This window comes from Sulfurimonas crateris (assembly GCF_005217605.1).
Classification (GTDB): Bacteria; Campylobacterota; Campylobacteria; order Campylobacterales; family Sulfurimonadaceae; genus Sulfurimonas; species Sulfurimonas crateris.
Window position 1 is genome coordinate 171,879 of record NZ_SZPX01000002.1, and the last position, 17,263, is coordinate 189,141.

The window sequence follows — 17,263 nt, forward strand, 5'->3', positions numbered from 1 at the left end:
TAATATAAATTTTTGTTAGAGTAGAGAAATGTTGCTAATTTTGCGCTTAAAAAAATTGCCCTAAAGTCCTAAACGCACTCGCCTTTAAAATATCTTTTTAGTAAAAACGGGGGCAGAACCGTCGTGACTACTATTACAAATATCAGCATAGCATATATATCGTTTGGCAAGATATTGTTGACTCTTCCCATCTCTGCAAATATAAGCCCAACTTCTCCGCGTGGAACCATCGAGATACCGATGAGCGCGTTGTTTTTGACACACTTTTGTATAATGAAAAAAGCGCCGATAAATTTGCTAAAGAAGGCTATAAAGATAAATGAGAGCCCCATAATCCAAAAAATGGATGATGAAAAATCTATGATGCTAAGGTCAACAGAGAGTCCGACCATAACAAAAAATATGGGAGTAAATATTTGAATGATAGGCGTCATATTTGATTTAACATCTTTAAGTAGCGGCTCGTTCGCGCTTAGAAGTGTTCCAAAAGGGAGAAAAAATCTTCTAGAGAGCGCAAGTCCGGCTGCAAAAGAGCCCAAGATCGCAGGTGCGCCGAATAGATGTGAAAGGTATGAGAAGAGAAGAATAAGCGAGATGATGATTGTCGGTATATACCCCGGAACCAGATCGTTGCCGTGAAACTTATGGATAGCATATGATATTATCTTTGCAAAAGCGGGTGCAAGGAGTAAAAATGTGACGACCATTCCCGCAACCGAGAGCGTATGCTCAAAGTTTGTTTCATGGGAGATAGAGAAATCGTATATAAAGACAAGAAGAATAATCCCTATGATGTCATCAATAACAGCCGCACCGATCACGATTTGAGCAATATTTGTATCTTCCATATGGATATCTTTAAGAACTCTAAGCGTGATGCCTATGCTTGTGGCGGTAAGCGTTCCGCCTATAAAAAGAGATATGTCTGAAGATAGCCCAAACAGATAGTGCGCTGTGAAAAAACTAAAGCTAAAAGGCAAGATTACACCCAGTAGAGCGACTATGAGGGATTTCGTTCCCGCATTTTTGAGGCGCGTAAAATCGGTCTCTAAACCTACTTCAAAGAGAAGCAGGATTATGCCGATCTCCGCCAATATTTTTAGAACCTGATTTGGCTCTACAATGCCAAAAACAGAGGAACCAAGAAGGATTCCTGCTAAAAGTTCGCCAAGAACCGATGGGATGCCCGCCCTTGCAAAAAGTTCGCCCAATATCCTCGCCGATATCAATATTAAAAAAAGTGTTAAAAAAAAGTTATGTATCTCCATGCAAAATTGTACTATTTTTTGATTAAATTGTTAAAAGAAGCGCTAATGTGTGTCATTGGTATTAATTTGTTATAATTTCTCGACATTACATAAATCGGAAAATACAGTATGAAAAAACTTCTTTTGCTTCTTGTCTCATCAGTTCTGCTTTTTGGCGCACAGCCTAAATTTCTAATGCCCGAAGAGGCCTTTAAACCTACCGCAAAACTAAATGATAAGATGCAGATAGAAGCAACTATAGAGTTAGGCAAGGATATATATGTCTATGAGGACTCTATTAAGTTAAATATTAAAGATGGAAGCGGCATAGGCATCAAGGATGTGCTCTATCCAAAAAGCGTGGATCATCATGGGGATATGTCATATATTACTTCTCCGACATTTATTATAGATTTAAGCAAAGAGAGCGGTGTAGACGGTGTAAAAACTGTAGAGTTTGAGCTCTCTTATCAGGGGTGCTCAGAACAGGGGCTCTGTTATGAGCCCTATACAGAAGCTTTTACTTTTGAGGTAGACAGCTCAAAACTTAGCGATGCCACAGTTAAAGAGAATAGCGCAGCGGATAAAAAAGCCCAAGAGAAGATAGAAGTAAATATCGAAGTTAAAAAAGAGCTCTCGGAGAGTGACTCTATCGCCGACACTATCAAAGAGGGAAGCGTTGCTCTTGTACTTCTCACTTTTTTGGGCTTTGGGCTTCTGCTAGCACTCACTCCATGTACGTTTCCTATGATCCCTATTATTTCAGGGATCATTATCTCTCAAGGTGAGGGGATAACGACTAAAAAAGCATTTATGCTCTCTCTTGTATATGTCTTGGCCATGGCTGTAGCTTATACAATAGCGGGAGTTTTAGCGGGTCTATTTGGTTCAAATCTTCAAGCCGCTCTTCAAGCTCCATGGGCGATATATACCTTCTCAGCAATCTTTGTTGCGCTTGCGCTTAGCATGTTTGGATTTTATGAGCTAAAACTTCCAGACTCTTTTGTTGCAAAAATAAGCTCAAATCACCATACGAACCGCAGCGGTTATGTCGGAGTTGCGGTTATGGGCTTTCTATCAGCTCTTATTGTAGGACCATGTGTTGCGGCTCCTCTTGCAGGTGCTTTGGTCTATATAGGTCAGACGGGAGATGCCATCCTCGGTGGAGCGGCTCTTTTTGCCATGAGCATAGGGATGGGAGTTCCTCTTATACTCGTAGGTGTGAGTGCAGGTAAGTTTATGCCTAAACCTGGCGCATGGATGACCATGATCAGCGCAATATTCGGTGTGATGATGCTCGGTGTTGCTATTTGGATGCTTGAGAGAGTACTTGACAGTTACATTATTATGCTTCTGTACTCTATTTTGGGGATAGGTTTTGCAGTCTATTTCGGCGCGTTTGAGAAGGATGCGCATACATTTAGAAAAAGTACCGCAATCATAGTCTTTATCTACTCAGTAGCTCTTTTTATAGGAGTTCTTGGCGGTTCAAACAGTATGACAAAACCGCTGGAGTTCTTAAAGCCATCTATCTCAGTATCCTCTGATGCCGTAATCTCTTCGCATCTAAAGTTTAAAAAAGTAAAATCCATCAAGGAGCTTGACACTGTTTTAGAAGCCAACAGAGGCAAAAAGATAATGCTTGATTTTAGTGCAGAGTGGTGTGCGGTTTGTAAAGAGTTAGATAAAAAAACATTTTCAAATGAAGCAGTAAAAGCAAAGCTCTCAGAGTATGTGCTGATCCAAGCAGATGTCACAGAGAATAACCAAGAGCAAAAAGAGCTTAGCAAAAAGTATGGAGTGTTCGGTCCGCCTGTGCTTCTGTTTTTTGACAAAGAGCTGAATGTTCTAGAGTCAAAAACTATTGTAGGATTTATAGGGCCAGAGGAGCTTTTAGAACATCTTGCAAAGATGTAGTTTTAAACCACCCTCTGCTTTATATTACTAGAAGCCACAAAAGATGCCAATTTTTGTATAAACTCATTTGGATTGGTATCTGCTATCTCTTGAGCCAGTATCTTGTCTGCTCCGTCGCCTAGAATCTTCTTAAAGACCGTTTTTATCTCTTCGATATCGCCTTTGTTCTCTAACCTTCTTCTAAGACCGATAACGTTTAGTCCTTTTATTGTGGCTTTGTTTCCCTCGACCAGCATAAAAGGAGGAATGTCCGAAGCTACCACAGATGCTCCGCCTATCATAACACCCGTTCCTATCTTGTTGTTAGCCTCTACTGTGCTAAGTCCGCCGATAATAACGCGCTCGTCGCATTTTACATTCTCATAAAGTCTTACGGCATTTGTAACGATACAAAAATCACCAAGTTCAACCCCGCTTAGGATCTGTACATAACCCATAATGAAACTGTTGGCACCAATGGTTACTTTTCTGTTTTCTTCATCTACGCTCTCTTGAGCGCCTATTTGAGCAAACTCTCTCACATGAGTTTTCTCGCCTATAGTTATCTCTGAATCTTCACATCCGATAACCGCAAAGCTGAAGATCTTTACATTTTCATCTACTTGAAGCTTCCCTTTTAAAATGACATTTGACTCTAACGTGCATCCTGCTTTTAGTTCAACATCTCTGCCAATGAAGGAAAATGGACCTATCTTGACATCAGGGGCTATTTTCGCACCTTCTTCTATAACTACCGTTGGGTGAATATTTGCTTTTGTCTCTGCCATTATTTGCTCGCGATCTCTAGAGTGATTATGCTGTCGTGTACGGTTGCCAGTGAGCCGCTATTGCCTGTGTGCAGGTAGTTTATAAACGCTTCAAGCTCATCTTGGAGAGCATTGCTTCTGTTTACAAAGCAGCTCTTTGTTATAAAGGAGTTTGGATTTATATTTATGCGCTCTGTAAGGGTTTGAGAGATAAGGTCCGCTTCAAAATATTTTATCTTGCTATCCTCATCCACTCTGCACGCCAGAGAGATAGTTCTTTTTCTGTATGGAGTGAGCCAATTCGTAGATATGTCACCGATAACCTGACCCTCCAGCTCAAAGGCGAGAATGGCGTTATCTTCATGCGTCTTGTGGATCTTTTGAGATTTAAATACCGCGCTGTGGATAATGTCTCTTTTTGTTATAAACCTTATCAGGTCGCTGTCGTGGACTGAGAGGTCGGTGAGAATTCCAACATCCGCTATACGCTCTGGAAAAGAGCCGCTGCGAGTAATTGAGATGGATAGTATCTCATGGTCCGCAATTTCGTTTATAAGAGATTTTACAACGGGGTTGTATCTCTCAATATGTCCGACACAGCTTTTTATGCCGTTTTCTTCTACTGCTTTAAGTATCTCTTTGGCATCTTCTACACTTGAAGCTGCAGGCTTCTCTATAAAGATGTCCACTTTGCGCGCGGCACATTTTAGAGCAGCATCTTTATGTAAAAAAGTAGGAGTTACGATAATGACGGCATCAGGTTTGGCATTATCAAGCATCGTCTCTAGATCATAGTAAAAAGGCTCCTCGAAATCGCCGTTTTTTACTACGTCGCATAGTCCGACGATCTCTGCACCCTCTATCTTTTTAAGGGTGTTGTAGTGGTTTCTGCCCATTGCTCCAAGCCCTAGAATTGCAACTCTTTTCAATCTTTAACCTTTAATAGCGCGGACTACAAAGTCCTGCTCCGCTTCACTGAGATATGCGCTCATAGGAAGCGACATTATCTGTTTTGAGACAAGCTCGCTGATCGGAAAATCTCCCTCAGAGTACCCAAGATGCTCAAATGCCTCTTGAAGATGAAGAGGAACAGGATAGTGAACTGCGGTAGGTATGCCTTGTTCACCAAGTTTAGCGATCATCTCTTCTCTCTCTTGAACTCTAATTGAGTACTGTGCATAAACACTTCTGTTTCCCTCAGCGATCTTTGGCGTAATGACATCGGCATCTTCAAGCAGGTCGCTGTATCTTGTGCCTATGTGATCACGAAGCTCTACCTCTTTGTCAAAATGCTTCAGTTTTACATCTAAAATAGCCGCCTGAACCGCATCAAGACGACCGTTAATACCTATATACTTATGCTTATATCTCTCATTTTGACCATGGTTTAGAAGCATTCTCATCTTCTCTGCCAGTTCATCGTCATTTGTGAAGATCGCTCCGCCGTCGCCGTAAGCGCCAAGCGGTTTAGATGGAAAGAAGCTTGTGCATCCTATAGTTGAGAGGTTGCACGATCTTTTGCCTCTGTATGTTGCGCCAAAACTCTGGCATGCGTCCTCTATGACAGGAAGCTCATACTTCGCGGCTATCTCGTTGATAGCATCCATATCTGCACACTGTCCGTAAAGTGAGACCGGCATGATAGCTCTTGTTCTATCGGTTATGTATGACTCTATTTTTGTCGCATCAATATTGTAGCTCTGCTCATCAATATCAACAAAAACGCTCTTTGCGCCAAGTAGTGCAATGACCTCAGCCGTAGAGATAAAGGTAAAAGGAGTAGTGATAACTTCATCGCCCGCTCCAACGCCAAGCGCCATAAGTGCCAATAATAGAGCATCCGTTCCGCTGCTGCACCCTATAGCATGCTTAGAGCCCGTATATGCCGCAAGATTTCTCTCTAGAGAGTTTAGCTTCTCTCCGCCTATAAATTGCGCTGAAGCGAAAACCTCTAAGACCTCTTTGTCTATCTCATCTTTATATGCTTGATACTGCGCTTGTAAATCTATAAAATTAATCTTCATCTCTGTCCTCTATAATTTCTGCTACTCGCTTTGAGCTGCCGTGCACAAGGTACTCTCTTAGTGCTTTTGAGTCACTTAAAAACCTACTTCTGTCATACTCTTTGTATGCTTGAAGCAGGTTTTTGGCGGTTACATCTTTTTGTATAAACTCCGGATGCAGTGCCCTGTTCTTAAACTTAGAAAACATTATATTTGCCAGCCCGATATACTCCAGTTTTACAAGAGAGCTTGCAATAAAATAATCAACCGGTTTGGCAATGTATGTCAACACGAAAGGTATCCCGATAAGTGATGCCTCCAAGGTTGCCGTTCCGCTGCATATAAATGCAAAGTCGGCATCTCTAAGTGCAGTATGCGCGTCATTAGCCGTTTTAAAACCCAAAAGGCTACCATAAACTTCTTTTATATCTTCTTTAGAGAAGTGTTTTGGAACTATAACCGTCGCTTCTACATCAAGCTCTTTTTGAACCTCTCTAAAGATTGGCATAAGTTTGCTAATCTCGCCCCTTCTGCTTCCGGGCATAAAGACAACCTTTTTTACTTCACTCTCTAGAGACTCTTTAAATTCGGTTATCTGGTCTAAAAGAGGGTGTCCGACATACTCTATGGGGGCATCTTTGGAGTAGTACTCTCTCTCAAAAGGGAGGATGGAAGCCAGACGGTCTATCGTCTTCTCTAAAACTGGAATTCTTTTTGGCTTCCATGCCCAAGCCTGTGGGAGGATGTAGTAGATTATCTCTTTGTTGGGGTACTTTTTTTTGATCTTTTTTGCAAGCGGGAGGTTAAATCCGGAGGAGTCGATAAGAAGCACCTTGTCAGCCTCACTTGCGAGCTTTAGCATATCGTTGTTAAGTTTTAAAAAGAACCTCAGTTTTTTGATCGCATCTACAAAGCCCATTATCGCCAAGCTTCTGAGGTCAATTATGCTCTCTCCAAGCTCTTTGTCAAATATGCCGATAAATTCTGTCGTCTGGCTCAACTCTTTTTTAAGAGACTTAAGATGAACGTTTGCCGAGTGCTCTAGCGCGCTAACTAATATTTTCATGATCCTCCATCTCCGTGTACTTGATAACTGTCATCATACCTCTCTTTGTTTGTATCTTCCACATATTCATTCATATAGACCGCTAGATTTTCAATATCTTCATCGCTTAGTCCTACGGCAAAAGGTATCATCATCTCTTGCTGTTGGTTGTCGGAGAGACGCGAGCGAAAACGCTCAAGTTTATACTTCATATACCCTTTTGCACGGTTTGCCAAGTAGGGATAGCGGTGAAGACCTTCGAGTTTTGTTCCGTGACAGCCGTAACAGCCGTTTTTGATATATAGCTCTTTTCCCTTCTCATAGGCACTATCTGCATTTAAAAGAAGTGCGATCAGAGATAAAAAAAGTGTTTTCAATGCTCTCTCCCTCTGCTTTATAGATGCAATTATTTCGTATTTGAGTTAACATACTTGCGCAGAGTGTCAAAAAGTTTTTCAAGATCTATCGGTTTTATAAGGTGTCCATTCATTCCTACGGCTTTTGTCTTCTCTATCTCTTCGCTCATAGCATTCGCGGTAAGGGCAATAATAGGAGTATCGCTATCCATGCTTCTGATGATTCTGGTTGCTTCATATCCGTCCATAACAGGCATCTGCAGATCCATAAAGATAAGCTCGTATTTATCTTTTTCAAACATCTCAACAGCCTCTTTGCCGTTTTTTGCAATATCTATCTTTTCTACACACTCTTCAAGCAGTCCAAGAAGCACAAGCTGGTTCGTCTCATTGTCCTCAACTATAAGAACTCTTTTTGCATCTATGAACTCTTTGCTGAATTCTATTTTTTTCTTCTCTTTTGCTTTTCTTATAAACTCCGTCTCTTTTAGTTTTATCTCAAAGATAAAAGAGCTCCCTATGTTCTCTCTGCTCTCAACCCATATCTTTCCGCCCATAAGCTCAACAAGCTGTTTTGAGATCGCCAGGCCAAGTCCTGTCCCTCCGTACTTTCTTGTGGTGCTGCTGTCAGCCTGAGAGAAGAGTTTAAATAGTTTTGTCTGCTCCCTCTGGCTAAGGCCTATTCCTGAATCATGGACTTTAAATCTGTATTTTGACTCTTGCACTTTAGCAACATAGATGTTTATCTTTCCATTTTTTGGAGTAAACTTAATGGCATTTCCGATCAGATTGGTCAGTATTTGCGAGATCCTAAGAGCATCGCCGATAAAGTAACTTCCGACATTGTTTGCATAATCCACTGAGATAGTTATATTTTTTTGGTTTGCTATCACTTCAAGTGGGGATATGACCTTATCTATGGTATCTTTTAAGTTGAATTCAATCTTCTCTATCTTCATCTTTCCAGCTTCTATCTTTGAGAAATCCAAAATATCGTTTATTATGTTAAGAAGCGATTTTGCCGAGTCATCTATCTTGTCGAGGTAGTTTTTCTGTTTCTCGTTTAGGTCTGTTTTGAGAAGCAGACGGCTTATGCCTATCAGACCGTTCATAGGAGTTCTTATCTCATGCGACATATTTGCCAAAAACTGTGACTTTGCTTTTGTTGCATTTTGGGCAATGGTCTTCTCTTTCTCAAGCTCTTTTGTACGCTCTTTTACTATTGTCTCAAGATTCATACGCTGTTTTATATTGAAGTAGATGACCGTCAGCAGAATCATAAGCCCAAAAAATGCAGCGGCGTTTATCATAAAGTACTCATATATCATATTGTGAAGATATTTACTTTTTGTGTATGAGACAAGGTATGCCATCGTAACTTGGTTTTGAATATTTTTAATAGGTAAAAAAGAGATTATATATGAGTCATCCAAGTGATGCGTATAGAGCGAAAAGGAGTTGTTGTGGGTTATGTTTTTTGTTATCTCATCTTTTAGCTCTTTGTTCGAGAGAAGAGTTTGCGGAAAGATCTTTCTCTTTTTTGTCTTTGTGTTTAGAAACAAAAAGTCTTCATGCTCCAAGCTCTGTGTATAGTTTGAGTTAAAGTCATTGCTATACTCAACAACATCAAAGATACTCTTTCTGACTATAAAGTTTGTGTATGTGTCGTGAAGTTCAAGCATAGCGTCTTGCATACTTTGAGACGAGAAAGATATTTCGGCAGCTCCCAAATACTCTTCATTATAAAAGAGAGGAAAAACGTTTCTAAAAGCGTGTGTTCCTTTCCCCTCTTCAAAGCCGCTTATAGGCTCTTTTGTTCTGTTGGTATAAGCAAAGGAATAGCGCACCAAGGAGAGATCGTCACCGTATACATCTCTTTTGTGGACCCTTAGAAATGATCTGTTGTCTTCAAAGACGAAGTGAATAATATTTACGCCTATCTCTCTTAGATTGTAAAAATGCGGAAGAAGTTCAAAGTAGAGCATAGTGCGAAGCATATCTCGCTCATCTTTATCTTTCGTATTTTTGGCATTGTTGAAAAGCTTTAAAACTCTATTGCTGTTAAAGACCTCTTGATTTATGATCTGTGATACAACACTGTATCTATCAGTTGTGACTTTATAGCTGTGGGTAAGATTGCTTACTTCTTGATTAAGTAGGAGTTCAAGGCGTGAATTTCTATCGTTAGTAGTAATCGTATAGACAGATGAGTAGAGGAGTATAAACAGGAGGATGATGAAAATTTTGATTGTACCTAAAGAGAATCTCAACCGGCCCGCCTTCTTTTATCTCTGGATTAGTATAGCCTAAATATATTAAAAAGTTATTAGATTAATCTTATTTATAAGTCATAATCCACTACAATTTCGTTAACAGATTAAAGGTTGGGTAGATGGTAATAAAAAATGCGACGGTTTGCGATATACACGGCGAGAGAGTAACAGATGTACGCATAGAAGATGGCATAGTAACAGAGATGGCAGATGGGCTCTCATGCAGCGAGATGCTAGATGCAAGCTCTCTTTACTTTATGCCTCTTTTGGTGGAGACGAACGCAAGGGTTCAAGACTCCTCTTTAAATGCAAAGAACATAAAAGCGCTCTCAGAAGAAGCTCTAAGTGCAGGGATTGGACACGTTGTGTTAAATCCAGACACAGCTCCCGCAATAGATAATGAGATAGTTTTAGAGTTTGCCCAAAACGGTTTGCATGAGTTAAAGGGTGCAAAAGTAAATCTTATGTTAAATTCTCTTAAAGAGGATAACACCCTTAGCAATATCGCCATCTTACTAAAGAGAGGCTCAGTCGCACCATATATGAGCACGATCGCTAAAAATGACGTTGCCATCAAGATAGCAGAGTATTGCCAGATGTATGGAGTAACACTCTTTTGCAAGGCGGAAGACAACTCTCTGATATCCAGCGGCGTTATGCTAGAGGGCGATATCAGCTCAAAACTTGGACTTGCAGGCATACCTGATCTGAGCGAAGTGCTGCATGTATCTCGTATGATAGAGATAGCAAGACATTTTAAGATAAAGATACTTTTTAAGTCGATCGCATCTCCGCGTTCTATCTACCTTATAGACAAAGCAAAACAAGACGGAGTAGATGTCACGTGCGAGGTATCCATCCACCATCTAAGCAACTCGGATGAGGCTTGTCAAAACTTCAACACCACAGCAAAGTTAAATCCTCCTCTCTCTTCAAAAGAGGATCTCAAACTTTTGCAGGAGGCTCTTAAAGAGGGTAAGATAGACATACTCACAACTCTTCATCAGCCAAGCTCTCCTCTAAACAAAGAGGTTGCTTTTTATGATGCGGCTTACGGCTGTGAGGGTCTAAAAAATGCAATGAGCGTCTACTATACAAAACTTGTAAAGAGCGGCATTATATCTATGCAAGAGCTTGTAAAACTCTGCGTGCAAAATCCATCTCGCTCAATCGGAGAGAGCGCAGGGGAGATAAAGGTCGGAAGCAGAGCAAATGCGATGCTGTTCAATCCTGATGAGAAAGTTATGATGGATGAGAAACTATCTTTGTACTGCGGTGAAGAACTTTACGGCAGGGTTGAGAAGATTTTTAATTGATAATGTGATAAGATTCCAAAAAAAAATCAAGGATAAAAAATGTTACACGAATACAGAGACATTATTACACATATGAAAGAGAACAGCGCAGCAAATGCCCACTTTTTAAGAATTTTTGACAAGCATAACGAGCTTGACGATAAAATAACAAAAGCTGAGAACGGCGAGTTGGTATTGACTGACAAAGAGGTAGAGACTCTTAAAAAAGAGAAGCTGTTGTTAAAAGATGAGGCTTATGCGATTCTAATCCAGTATAAAAAAGAGCACAGCCTGTAATATAATCCATCATTTTTGATGGATTAACCCCTCTTACTATAAAACTCCGCTTTAAATTCGGCAAATCTATCCGCTAAGATCGCTTCTCTGGCTTCTCTCATAAGATTCAGGTAATAATGCAGGTTATGAATAGTTGCAAGTCTGAAGTATGTTATCTCACGGGCACGGAATAGATGGTTGAGGTAGGCTCTTGAGTATCTCTTACAAGTTAGACACTCGCACTCGCTATCTACCGGAGTATTATCCTCTTTGTACGTTGCACCTTTGATGTTGAGTCTTCCAAAAGGGGTAAAGAGCGTTCCGTTTCTTGCGTTTCTAGTAGGCATAACGCAGTCAAACATATCTATACCGCGCTCAATATTCTCTATAAGATCTTCGGGGGTTCCCACGCCCATAAGGTAGCGCGGTTTATCTTTGGGCATATATTGCACGGTATGTTCAACCGTATCGTACATATCCTGATTTGCTTCTCCAACAGATAGTCCTCCTATCGCAAAACCGTCAAAGTCAAGGTCGCAAAGCTCAGTCGCACTCTTTGTTCTAAAAGCTCTGTCCGTTCCGCCTTGGATGATCGCAAAGATGTTTTGCTCTACACCGACACCCTCTTTTTGCTTTGCTCTAAAGTACTCAATGGACTCTTTCGCCCATGCTGTCGTTCTCTCGATGCTAAGAGCGATGCGCTCCTGAGTTGCGGGAAGAGCTACGAGGTCATCTAAGATCATCATAATATCCGAGCCTAGATTGTGCTGAATGTCTATAACTTTTTTTGGCGTGAAAAAGTGCTTGCTTCCGTCAATATGGCTTCTAAACTCTATGCCGTTTTGTGAAGCTTTGGATATGTCGCTGAGACTAAAAGCCTGAAAACCTCCGCTGTCTGTCAAGAAGCTTTTTGGAAATGTAGTAAAGCCGTGAAGCTTCCCCATCTTTGCAACAGTCTCATCTCCGGGGCGCAGATACATATGGTAAGTGTTTGCCAAAATTATCTCGGCACCAAGCAGTTCTAGTACATCTTCCATATCCAGAGCTTTAACGCTCCCCACGGTTCCAACAGGCATAAAAACAGGTGTCTTTATGGTCGAGTGGGCAGTCTTGATCGTGCAGGCACGTGCATTTTTTGAGGTTGCTTCTAAAGTAAATTCCATAGATAGTAGGTTCCTAAAGCGTATTAATTTTTGAAATTATAACAAAAGAAATTAAGTCCAGTTAGTGTAAAATTTTAAAAAATATTTTATCAAGGTGTTTTAATGGCAACTGTAGGTATGAGTGATATCAAAAAAGGCGTTCGCTTAATTATTGGCGAAGTCCCATATAGAGTAGTAGAGTTTCAACATGTTAAACCGGGTAAGGGTGCAGCGTTTGTTCGTATGAAAGTTAAGAGTTTTTTAAACGGCAAAGTTGTTGATAAAACTGTTCACGCCGGAGATAAGTTTGAAGTTCCTGAGATAACTTACAAAACTATGCAGTATCTTTACGATGACGGTGAGCAGTACCAGTTTATGGACAATGAGAGCTATGAGCAGCTTGGACTTAGCTATGAGCAGTGTGATGATGCGTCAAAGTGGTTTAAAGACGGGATCAACGTTGATATAGTATTCTACAAAGGAAAGGCTATCACCGTAACTGCTCCTGAAGTTATGGAGCTTGTAATTACGGATACTCCTCCAAACTTTAAAGGTGACACTTCAAGCGGAAGCAAAAAACCTGCTACTCTTGAGACAGGTGCCGTTGTGCAGGTTCCTTACCACGTTTTAGAGGGTGATACTATTAAAGTAAATACTGTAGAGGGTGAATACTTAGAAAAAGTAAAATAGTCTCTGCGTTTAACTATTGCCTGCATCTAAAACGATATGCAGGCAATTGAAAGGCTGAACAATGAAAGATTTTTCACTTTTTAATATCTTGCCGACATGTGTAATCAGATTTTAAGGGAGATTCATGAGTACGATGGGTAATAGTGTTTTTTGTCAGAGGTTGTTTTGTTTGTTTTGTTGCTGCGCTTTTTTATTTCCATTTTCTTTGGGTGCGGTATCAACATTTAAGGGGCAGTTAGTCTACTTAAAAGAGTGCAGAGTATGCCATTTAAGCAGCAAGATATTTGTAGGTACGCACAGCTCTAGTGAGTGGGAAAAAATGCTTGATGCAAAGGGGAAAAGGCTCTCGGATATTCATCTAAATGCGGAAGAAAAATATGTGAACTCCAAAGATAGGATCCGCAAAAGTTCTCATAAATATTTTAAGAGTGAATATTACAGTAAAAAATATCATGAGCTGAGAGATTTTATAGTGGAGAGTGCGAAAAAAAATGAAGCCAGAGATGCGATCTACAGAGAGTAAAAAAGTATTATTACTCAATATTAAGTCAAATTTACTATAATAAATTTAAAAAAATATAGGCAAATTTATTATGAGCGCTCAACCATTTACCCACTTACATCTTCACACCGAATACTCACTTCTTGACGGTGCAAATAAACTTACAAATTTGGTATCGCAGGTTAAAAAGCTCGGCATGACAAGCGTCGCTATGACCGACCACGGAAATATGTTCGGCGCAATCGATTTTTACAAACAGATGAAAGATGCCGACATAAAGCCGATAATAGGGATGGAGGGCTACATCCATAACGGCGAAACGCTTGATGACAAAAGCACGAAGCAGAGATTTCATATCTGTCTTTTTGCAAAGAATCAAAAGGGGTACGAAAATCTTATGTACCTCTCTTCAAAAGCTTTTATAGACGGCTTTTACTACTTTCCTCGTATCAACAAACAAGAGCTGCGCGAACACTCAGAGGGGCTGATCTGCACAAGCGCGTGTCTGCAGGGCGAGGTGAACTGGCACTTAAATACGGCAAACGAGAGAAATGTAAAGAATGGAGCACTCGGATATGAGGGTGCAAAAGCGGTCGCGCAGGAGTACAAAGATATTTTCGGCGATGACTTCTACCTAGAACTAATGCGCCACGGCATAGGCGATCAGCTCCATATTGACGAGCAGGTGCTTCGTCTGGGAAAAGAGCTTGACATCAAGGTCGTTGCCACAAACGACACCCACTACACCTTTCCTGGTGATGCACAGTATCACGAGGCGTTTATGTGTATCGGGATGAATAAACTCTACGACGACCCAAATCGTATGCGCCACTCCGTGCATGAGTTTTACCTAAAATCCCCAGAGCAGATGGCGCGTCTTTTTGCCGACATACCCGAAGCCATCACCCATACACAAGAGATCGTAGACAAGTGTAACTTGGAGCTAAAACTGGGTGATCCGATCCCTCCGAACTTTAAGTTTACAAGAGAGTACGCAAGAGAAGAGGGTCTGGAGATAAACAACCAAGATGATGAGCCTCTGGGAGATGATGCGACCAAAGAGCAGAAGAGAGCTTGGAAGAGTGCGGCGGATAAAAATGATGCCGAGTATTTTATATACCGCTGTGAACTCGGACTTATAGAGAGGTTACAGCATGTTCCTCAAGAGAGACATGAGGAGTATAAAAAGAGACTAGAGTTTGAGATGGATGTTATCAACTCAATGAAGTTTCCCGGCTATATGCTTATAGTCTGGGACTTTGTCAAAGTTGCCAAAGAGATGGGTATTGCGGTAGGACCTGGGCGTGGTAGTGCGGCTGGAAGCCTTGTCGCTTATTCGCTTGGTATTACCGACATTGACCCGATGAAGTATGATCTGCTTTTTGAGAGATTTTTGAACCCGGAACGTGTAAGTATGCCCGATATAGATATGGACTTTATGCAGGCTCGCCGTGGAGAGGTGATAGACTATGTTGTTGAGAAGTATGGGCGAAATCAGGTCGCACAGATAATCACGTTTGGTTCGCTTCTGGCAAAAGGTGTCATCCGCGACGTAGCTCGCGTTCTTGACATGCCGCTCTCTCAAGCCGATGCGATGGCAAAGCTTGTTCCTGACGAGCTTGGAATAACACTCAACGGGAAGAAAAAAGGAGATGAGTTTATTGCGGGAGCTTTTCAAAAAGAGCCAAAACTTCAAGAACTCATCCAAAACGATGCAAATGCCGCAAGAGTTTGGGAGTTTGCTAAAAAACTCGAAGGGCTTAAGCGCAACTCGGGGATACATGCGGCAGGTGTGGTCATCTCAAATGAAGAGCTCTGGAAAAAGACCCCTATCTATAAACCATCCGGCGAGAATGTTTTTGTAACGCAATACTCTCTTAACTATCTTGAAGATGTTGATCTTATCAAGTTCGACTTCTTGGGGCTTAAAACTCTCGACGTGATCGACAACGCCATAAAGCTTATAAAATTTCGTTACAACAAAGAGGTTGTCTGGCACGAGATAGATGAAAACGACCCTAAAGTTTACGACGTTATACGCGGCGGAAACACGGTGGGGATGTTCCAGATAGAGAGTTCTGGTATGCAGGATCTAAACAAGCGTCTAAAGCCCGACAGTTTTGAAGACCTTATCGCGGTCTTGGCACTCTACCGTCCGGGACCGATGGAGTCGGGGATGCTTGACAGTTTTATCGAGAGAAAGCACGGCAGAGAGAAGATAGAGTACACTTTTGATACGATGGAACCAATTTTAGAGAACACATACGGGGTCATCGTATATCAAGAGCAGGTCATGCAGATAGTTCAGACCATCGGAGGCTTCTCTCTTGGCTATTCAGATATTATCCGCCGCTCTATGGGTAAGAAAAAGGATATGTCCGTCTACAACGACGAGTTTGCAAGAGGTGCGCAAAGCCAAGGTCTTGATTATGCTGAGGCATCCAAGCTATTTGACCTCATTGAGAAATTTGCTGGGTACGGTTTTAACAAATCGCACTCTGCGGCTTATGCGATGATAACCTTTCAGACCGCATGGCTAAAGACATACTATCCAAACGAGTTTATGGCGGCGCTTCTAACCTCGGACAAAGACAATACCGACAAGGTCGTACGCTACATAGATGAGACCAAAAGAATGGGCATTGAGCTCTCTCCTCCAGATATTTGTGACTCACAACTAGAGTTCTCGGCGATCACAAAAGATGAGAGAGAGATAGTCCTTTTTGGTCTTGGTGCTATCAAAGGAGTCGGAGAAGCTGCCGTTTTATCAATTTTAGAGACTAGAAAAGAGGGCGGCGACTTCACTTCGCTTCAAGATTTCGTCAACAGGATCGAGCCTTCAAAAGTGAACAAAAGAGTTATAGAGTCCATCATAAAAGCTGGCGGGTTCGATCGGTTCGGCTTTTCAAGAAAGGCTCTGCTTGATCAGATCGAGTATATAGTAGATACTGCAAAGGATGCCTCTCAAGCCAGAAAAAATGCCATAGGAAGCCTCTTTGGAGATGACTCCGAGATAACTATGGTCGAGCTTAAACTTACCAACTCTAGCGAGTATGAGCTAAAAGAGATACTGGAGTTTGAGAAAGAGACTTTGGGCTTTTACGTCTCAGGGCATCCGCTAGATGAGTTTAGAGAGAAGATAGATGAGCTTGACTACACGCTCTCTTCGGAGATAGAGAGTGCAAAAGACGGTTCTTATGCCATCTTCATAGGCAAGGTCGAGGAGATAACCAAAAAGACATCCAAGAAAGGGAACCAGTTCGGCATAGTAAGCCTTATGGATTTTCACGGAAATATAGAGGTGATGCTCTTTGCCGACAAGCTTGAAGAGCTTCAGGGAATGAACCTGAACGAGCCTATCGCCATCAAGGCAAAAATAACGCATACCGAGATGTTTACAAGGATCGGCGTCAGCAAGCTAATGACACTTAAAGAGGCGAAAAAAGAGACGCAAAAGACGAAAAAAGAGGTGCGTGAAGTAGAGCCAGAGCCGCTAGAGCCGATAAACCTAGCCATAAGACTCGACAGTGACATGAGAGTTTTGGAGGATTTGTACAGAGTTGTACGTCAAAATCCAGGAAAAAGAGAGCTGAAAATCACCATTATCTCAAAACTGCAAAATGTCGTAATCGACTCGGCTATAAGGGTTGATGGCAAACTTATAGCTGCGCTTGAGGGCAATGAGGAAGTGGATATTATTGCTTCATAGGAAATAGATGAAAGCAATAGTTGAATGCTTTGATGTTTTGTTTAACTGGATATTTACGAAGG

14 protein-coding genes are annotated in these 17,263 nt (G+C 41.4%); 6 read left to right on the plus strand and 8 right to left on the minus strand.

Annotation, left to right across the window (positions count from 1 at the left end; translation table 11 throughout):
• Positions 1-68 precede the first annotated feature (68 nt).
• Positions 69-1,211, minus strand: coding sequence for a cation:proton antiporter (locus tag FCU45_RS03545; protein ID WP_246032231.1), 1,143 nt, complete (start codon positions 1,209-1,211; stop codon positions 69-71).
• A gap of 165 nt (positions 1,212-1,376) precedes the next feature.
• Here FCU45_RS03545 and dsbD point away from each other — a divergent pair, with 165 nt between their 5' ends.
• On the plus strand, positions 1,377-3,164 hold the full coding sequence (gene dsbD, locus FCU45_RS03550; RefSeq protein ID WP_137012347.1) for a protein-disulfide reductase DsbD: 1,788 nt from the start codon (positions 1,377-1,379) through the stop codon (positions 3,162-3,164).
• A 2-nt stretch (positions 3,165-3,166) separates the two neighbouring features.
• Here dsbD and FCU45_RS03555 read toward each other — a convergent pair whose 3' ends face one another.
• The 6 genes from FCU45_RS03555 to FCU45_RS03580 are packed head-to-tail and all read right to left on the minus strand — an operon-like array spanning position 3,167 to position 9,584.
• Positions 3,167-3,931, minus strand: coding sequence for an acyl-ACP--UDP-N-acetylglucosamine O-acyltransferase family protein (locus FCU45_RS03555; protein WP_137012349.1), 765 nt, complete (start codon positions 3,929-3,931; stop codon positions 3,167-3,169).
• The gene (locus FCU45_RS03560) at positions 3,931-4,839 is read right to left on the minus strand and encodes a Gfo/Idh/MocA family oxidoreductase (RefSeq protein ID WP_137012351.1); all 909 of its coding nucleotides are present in this window, start codon (positions 4,837-4,839) and stop codon (positions 3,931-3,933) included. The genes FCU45_RS03555 and FCU45_RS03560 overlap by 1 nt, the downstream gene beginning before the upstream one ends.
• 3 nt (positions 4,840-4,842) lie before the next feature.
• Complete coding sequence (locus tag FCU45_RS03565) at positions 4,843-5,934, minus strand: DegT/DnrJ/EryC1/StrS family aminotransferase (protein ID WP_137012353.1); 1,092 nt, start codon at positions 5,932-5,934, stop codon at positions 4,843-4,845.
• Entirely contained in the window at positions 5,924-6,979 is a 1,056-nt protein-coding gene (gene lpxB, locus FCU45_RS03570) for a lipid-A-disaccharide synthase (RefSeq protein ID WP_137012355.1), read from the minus strand. Before lpxB ends, FCU45_RS03565 begins: the two co-directional genes overlap by 11 nt.
• Positions 6,976-7,335 carry a c-type cytochrome gene (locus tag FCU45_RS03575; protein ID WP_137012357.1) on the minus strand — a complete coding sequence of 120 codons (360 nt, stop codon included), beginning with the start codon at positions 7,333-7,335 and terminating at the stop codon, positions 6,976-6,978. Before FCU45_RS03575 ends, lpxB begins: the two co-directional genes overlap by 4 nt.
• 29 nt (positions 7,336-7,364) lie before the next feature.
• Positions 7,365-9,584: an ATP-binding protein gene (locus FCU45_RS03580; RefSeq protein WP_137012359.1), complete on the minus strand. Its 2,220-nt coding sequence runs from the start codon at positions 9,582-9,584 to the stop codon at positions 7,365-7,367.
• Between the two features lie 122 nt (positions 9,585-9,706).
• On the opposite strand from FCU45_RS03580, the gene FCU45_RS03585 reads away from it, so the two are divergent.
• The gene (locus FCU45_RS03585; RefSeq protein ID WP_137012361.1) at positions 9,707-10,903 is read left to right on the plus strand and encodes an amidohydrolase family protein; all 1,197 of its coding nucleotides are present in this window, start codon (positions 9,707-9,709) and stop codon (positions 10,901-10,903) included.
• A gap of 39 nt (positions 10,904-10,942) precedes the next feature.
• Entirely contained in the window at positions 10,943-11,179 is a 237-nt protein-coding gene (locus tag FCU45_RS03590) for an HP1242/YdcH family protein (protein WP_137012362.1), read from the plus strand.
• Between the two features lie 23 nt (positions 11,180-11,202).
• On the opposite strand, the gene tgt is transcribed toward FCU45_RS03590, so the two are convergent.
• Positions 11,203-12,321, minus strand: coding sequence for a tRNA guanosine(34) transglycosylase Tgt (gene tgt, locus FCU45_RS03595; protein ID WP_137012364.1), 1,119 nt, complete (start codon positions 12,319-12,321; stop codon positions 11,203-11,205).
• 102 nt (positions 12,322-12,423) lie between these two features.
• Here tgt and efp point away from each other — a divergent pair, with 102 nt between their 5' ends.
• The 3 genes from efp (at position 12,424) to dnaE (ending at position 17,201) form a co-directional block, all read left to right on the plus strand.
• Positions 12,424-12,990 (plus strand): elongation factor P, encoded by a 567-nt coding sequence (efp, locus tag FCU45_RS03600; protein WP_137012366.1) that lies wholly within the window; start codon positions 12,424-12,426, stop codon positions 12,988-12,990.
• Positions 12,991-13,159: 169 nt separating this feature from the next.
• Positions 13,160-13,513, plus strand: a complete 354-nt coding sequence (locus tag FCU45_RS03605; RefSeq protein WP_137012368.1) for a hypothetical protein — start codon at positions 13,160-13,162, stop codon at positions 13,511-13,513.
• A gap of 70 nt (positions 13,514-13,583) precedes the next feature.
• Positions 13,584-17,201, plus strand: a complete 3,618-nt coding sequence (dnaE, locus tag FCU45_RS03610; RefSeq protein WP_137012370.1) for a DNA polymerase III subunit alpha — start codon at positions 13,584-13,586, stop codon at positions 17,199-17,201.
• Positions 17,202-17,263: the final 62 nt, after the last annotated feature.

Excerpts from the sequence above, each read along its gene's own strand:
- dsbD (WP_137012347.1), top strand. The coding sequence starts at position 1,377 with ATGAAAAAACTTCTTTTGCTTCTTGTCTCATCAGTTCTGCTTTTTGGC.
- FCU45_RS03555 (WP_137012349.1), bottom strand. The coding sequence starts at position 3,931 with ATGGCAGAGACAAAAGCAAATATTCACCCAACGGTAGTTATAGAAGAA.
- FCU45_RS03565 (WP_137012353.1), bottom strand. The coding sequence starts at position 5,934 with ATGAAGATTAATTTTATAGATTTACAAGCGCAGTATCAAGCATATAAA.
- lpxB (WP_137012355.1), bottom strand. The coding sequence starts at position 6,979 with ATGAAAATATTAGTTAGCGCGCTAGAGCACTCGGCAAACGTTCATCTT.
- FCU45_RS03585 (WP_137012361.1), top strand. The coding sequence starts at position 9,707 with ATGGTAATAAAAAATGCGACGGTTTGCGATATACACGGCGAGAGAGTA.
- FCU45_RS03590 (WP_137012362.1), top strand. The coding sequence starts at position 10,943 with ATGTTACACGAATACAGAGACATTATTACACATATGAAAGAGAACAGC.
- tgt (WP_137012364.1), bottom strand. The coding sequence starts at position 12,321 with ATGGAATTTACTTTAGAAGCAACCTCAAAAAATGCACGTGCCTGCACG.
- efp (WP_137012366.1), top strand. The coding sequence starts at position 12,424 with ATGGCAACTGTAGGTATGAGTGATATCAAAAAAGGCGTTCGCTTAATT.
- dnaE (WP_137012370.1), top strand. The coding sequence starts at position 13,584 with ATGAGCGCTCAACCATTTACCCACTTACATCTTCACACCGAATACTCA.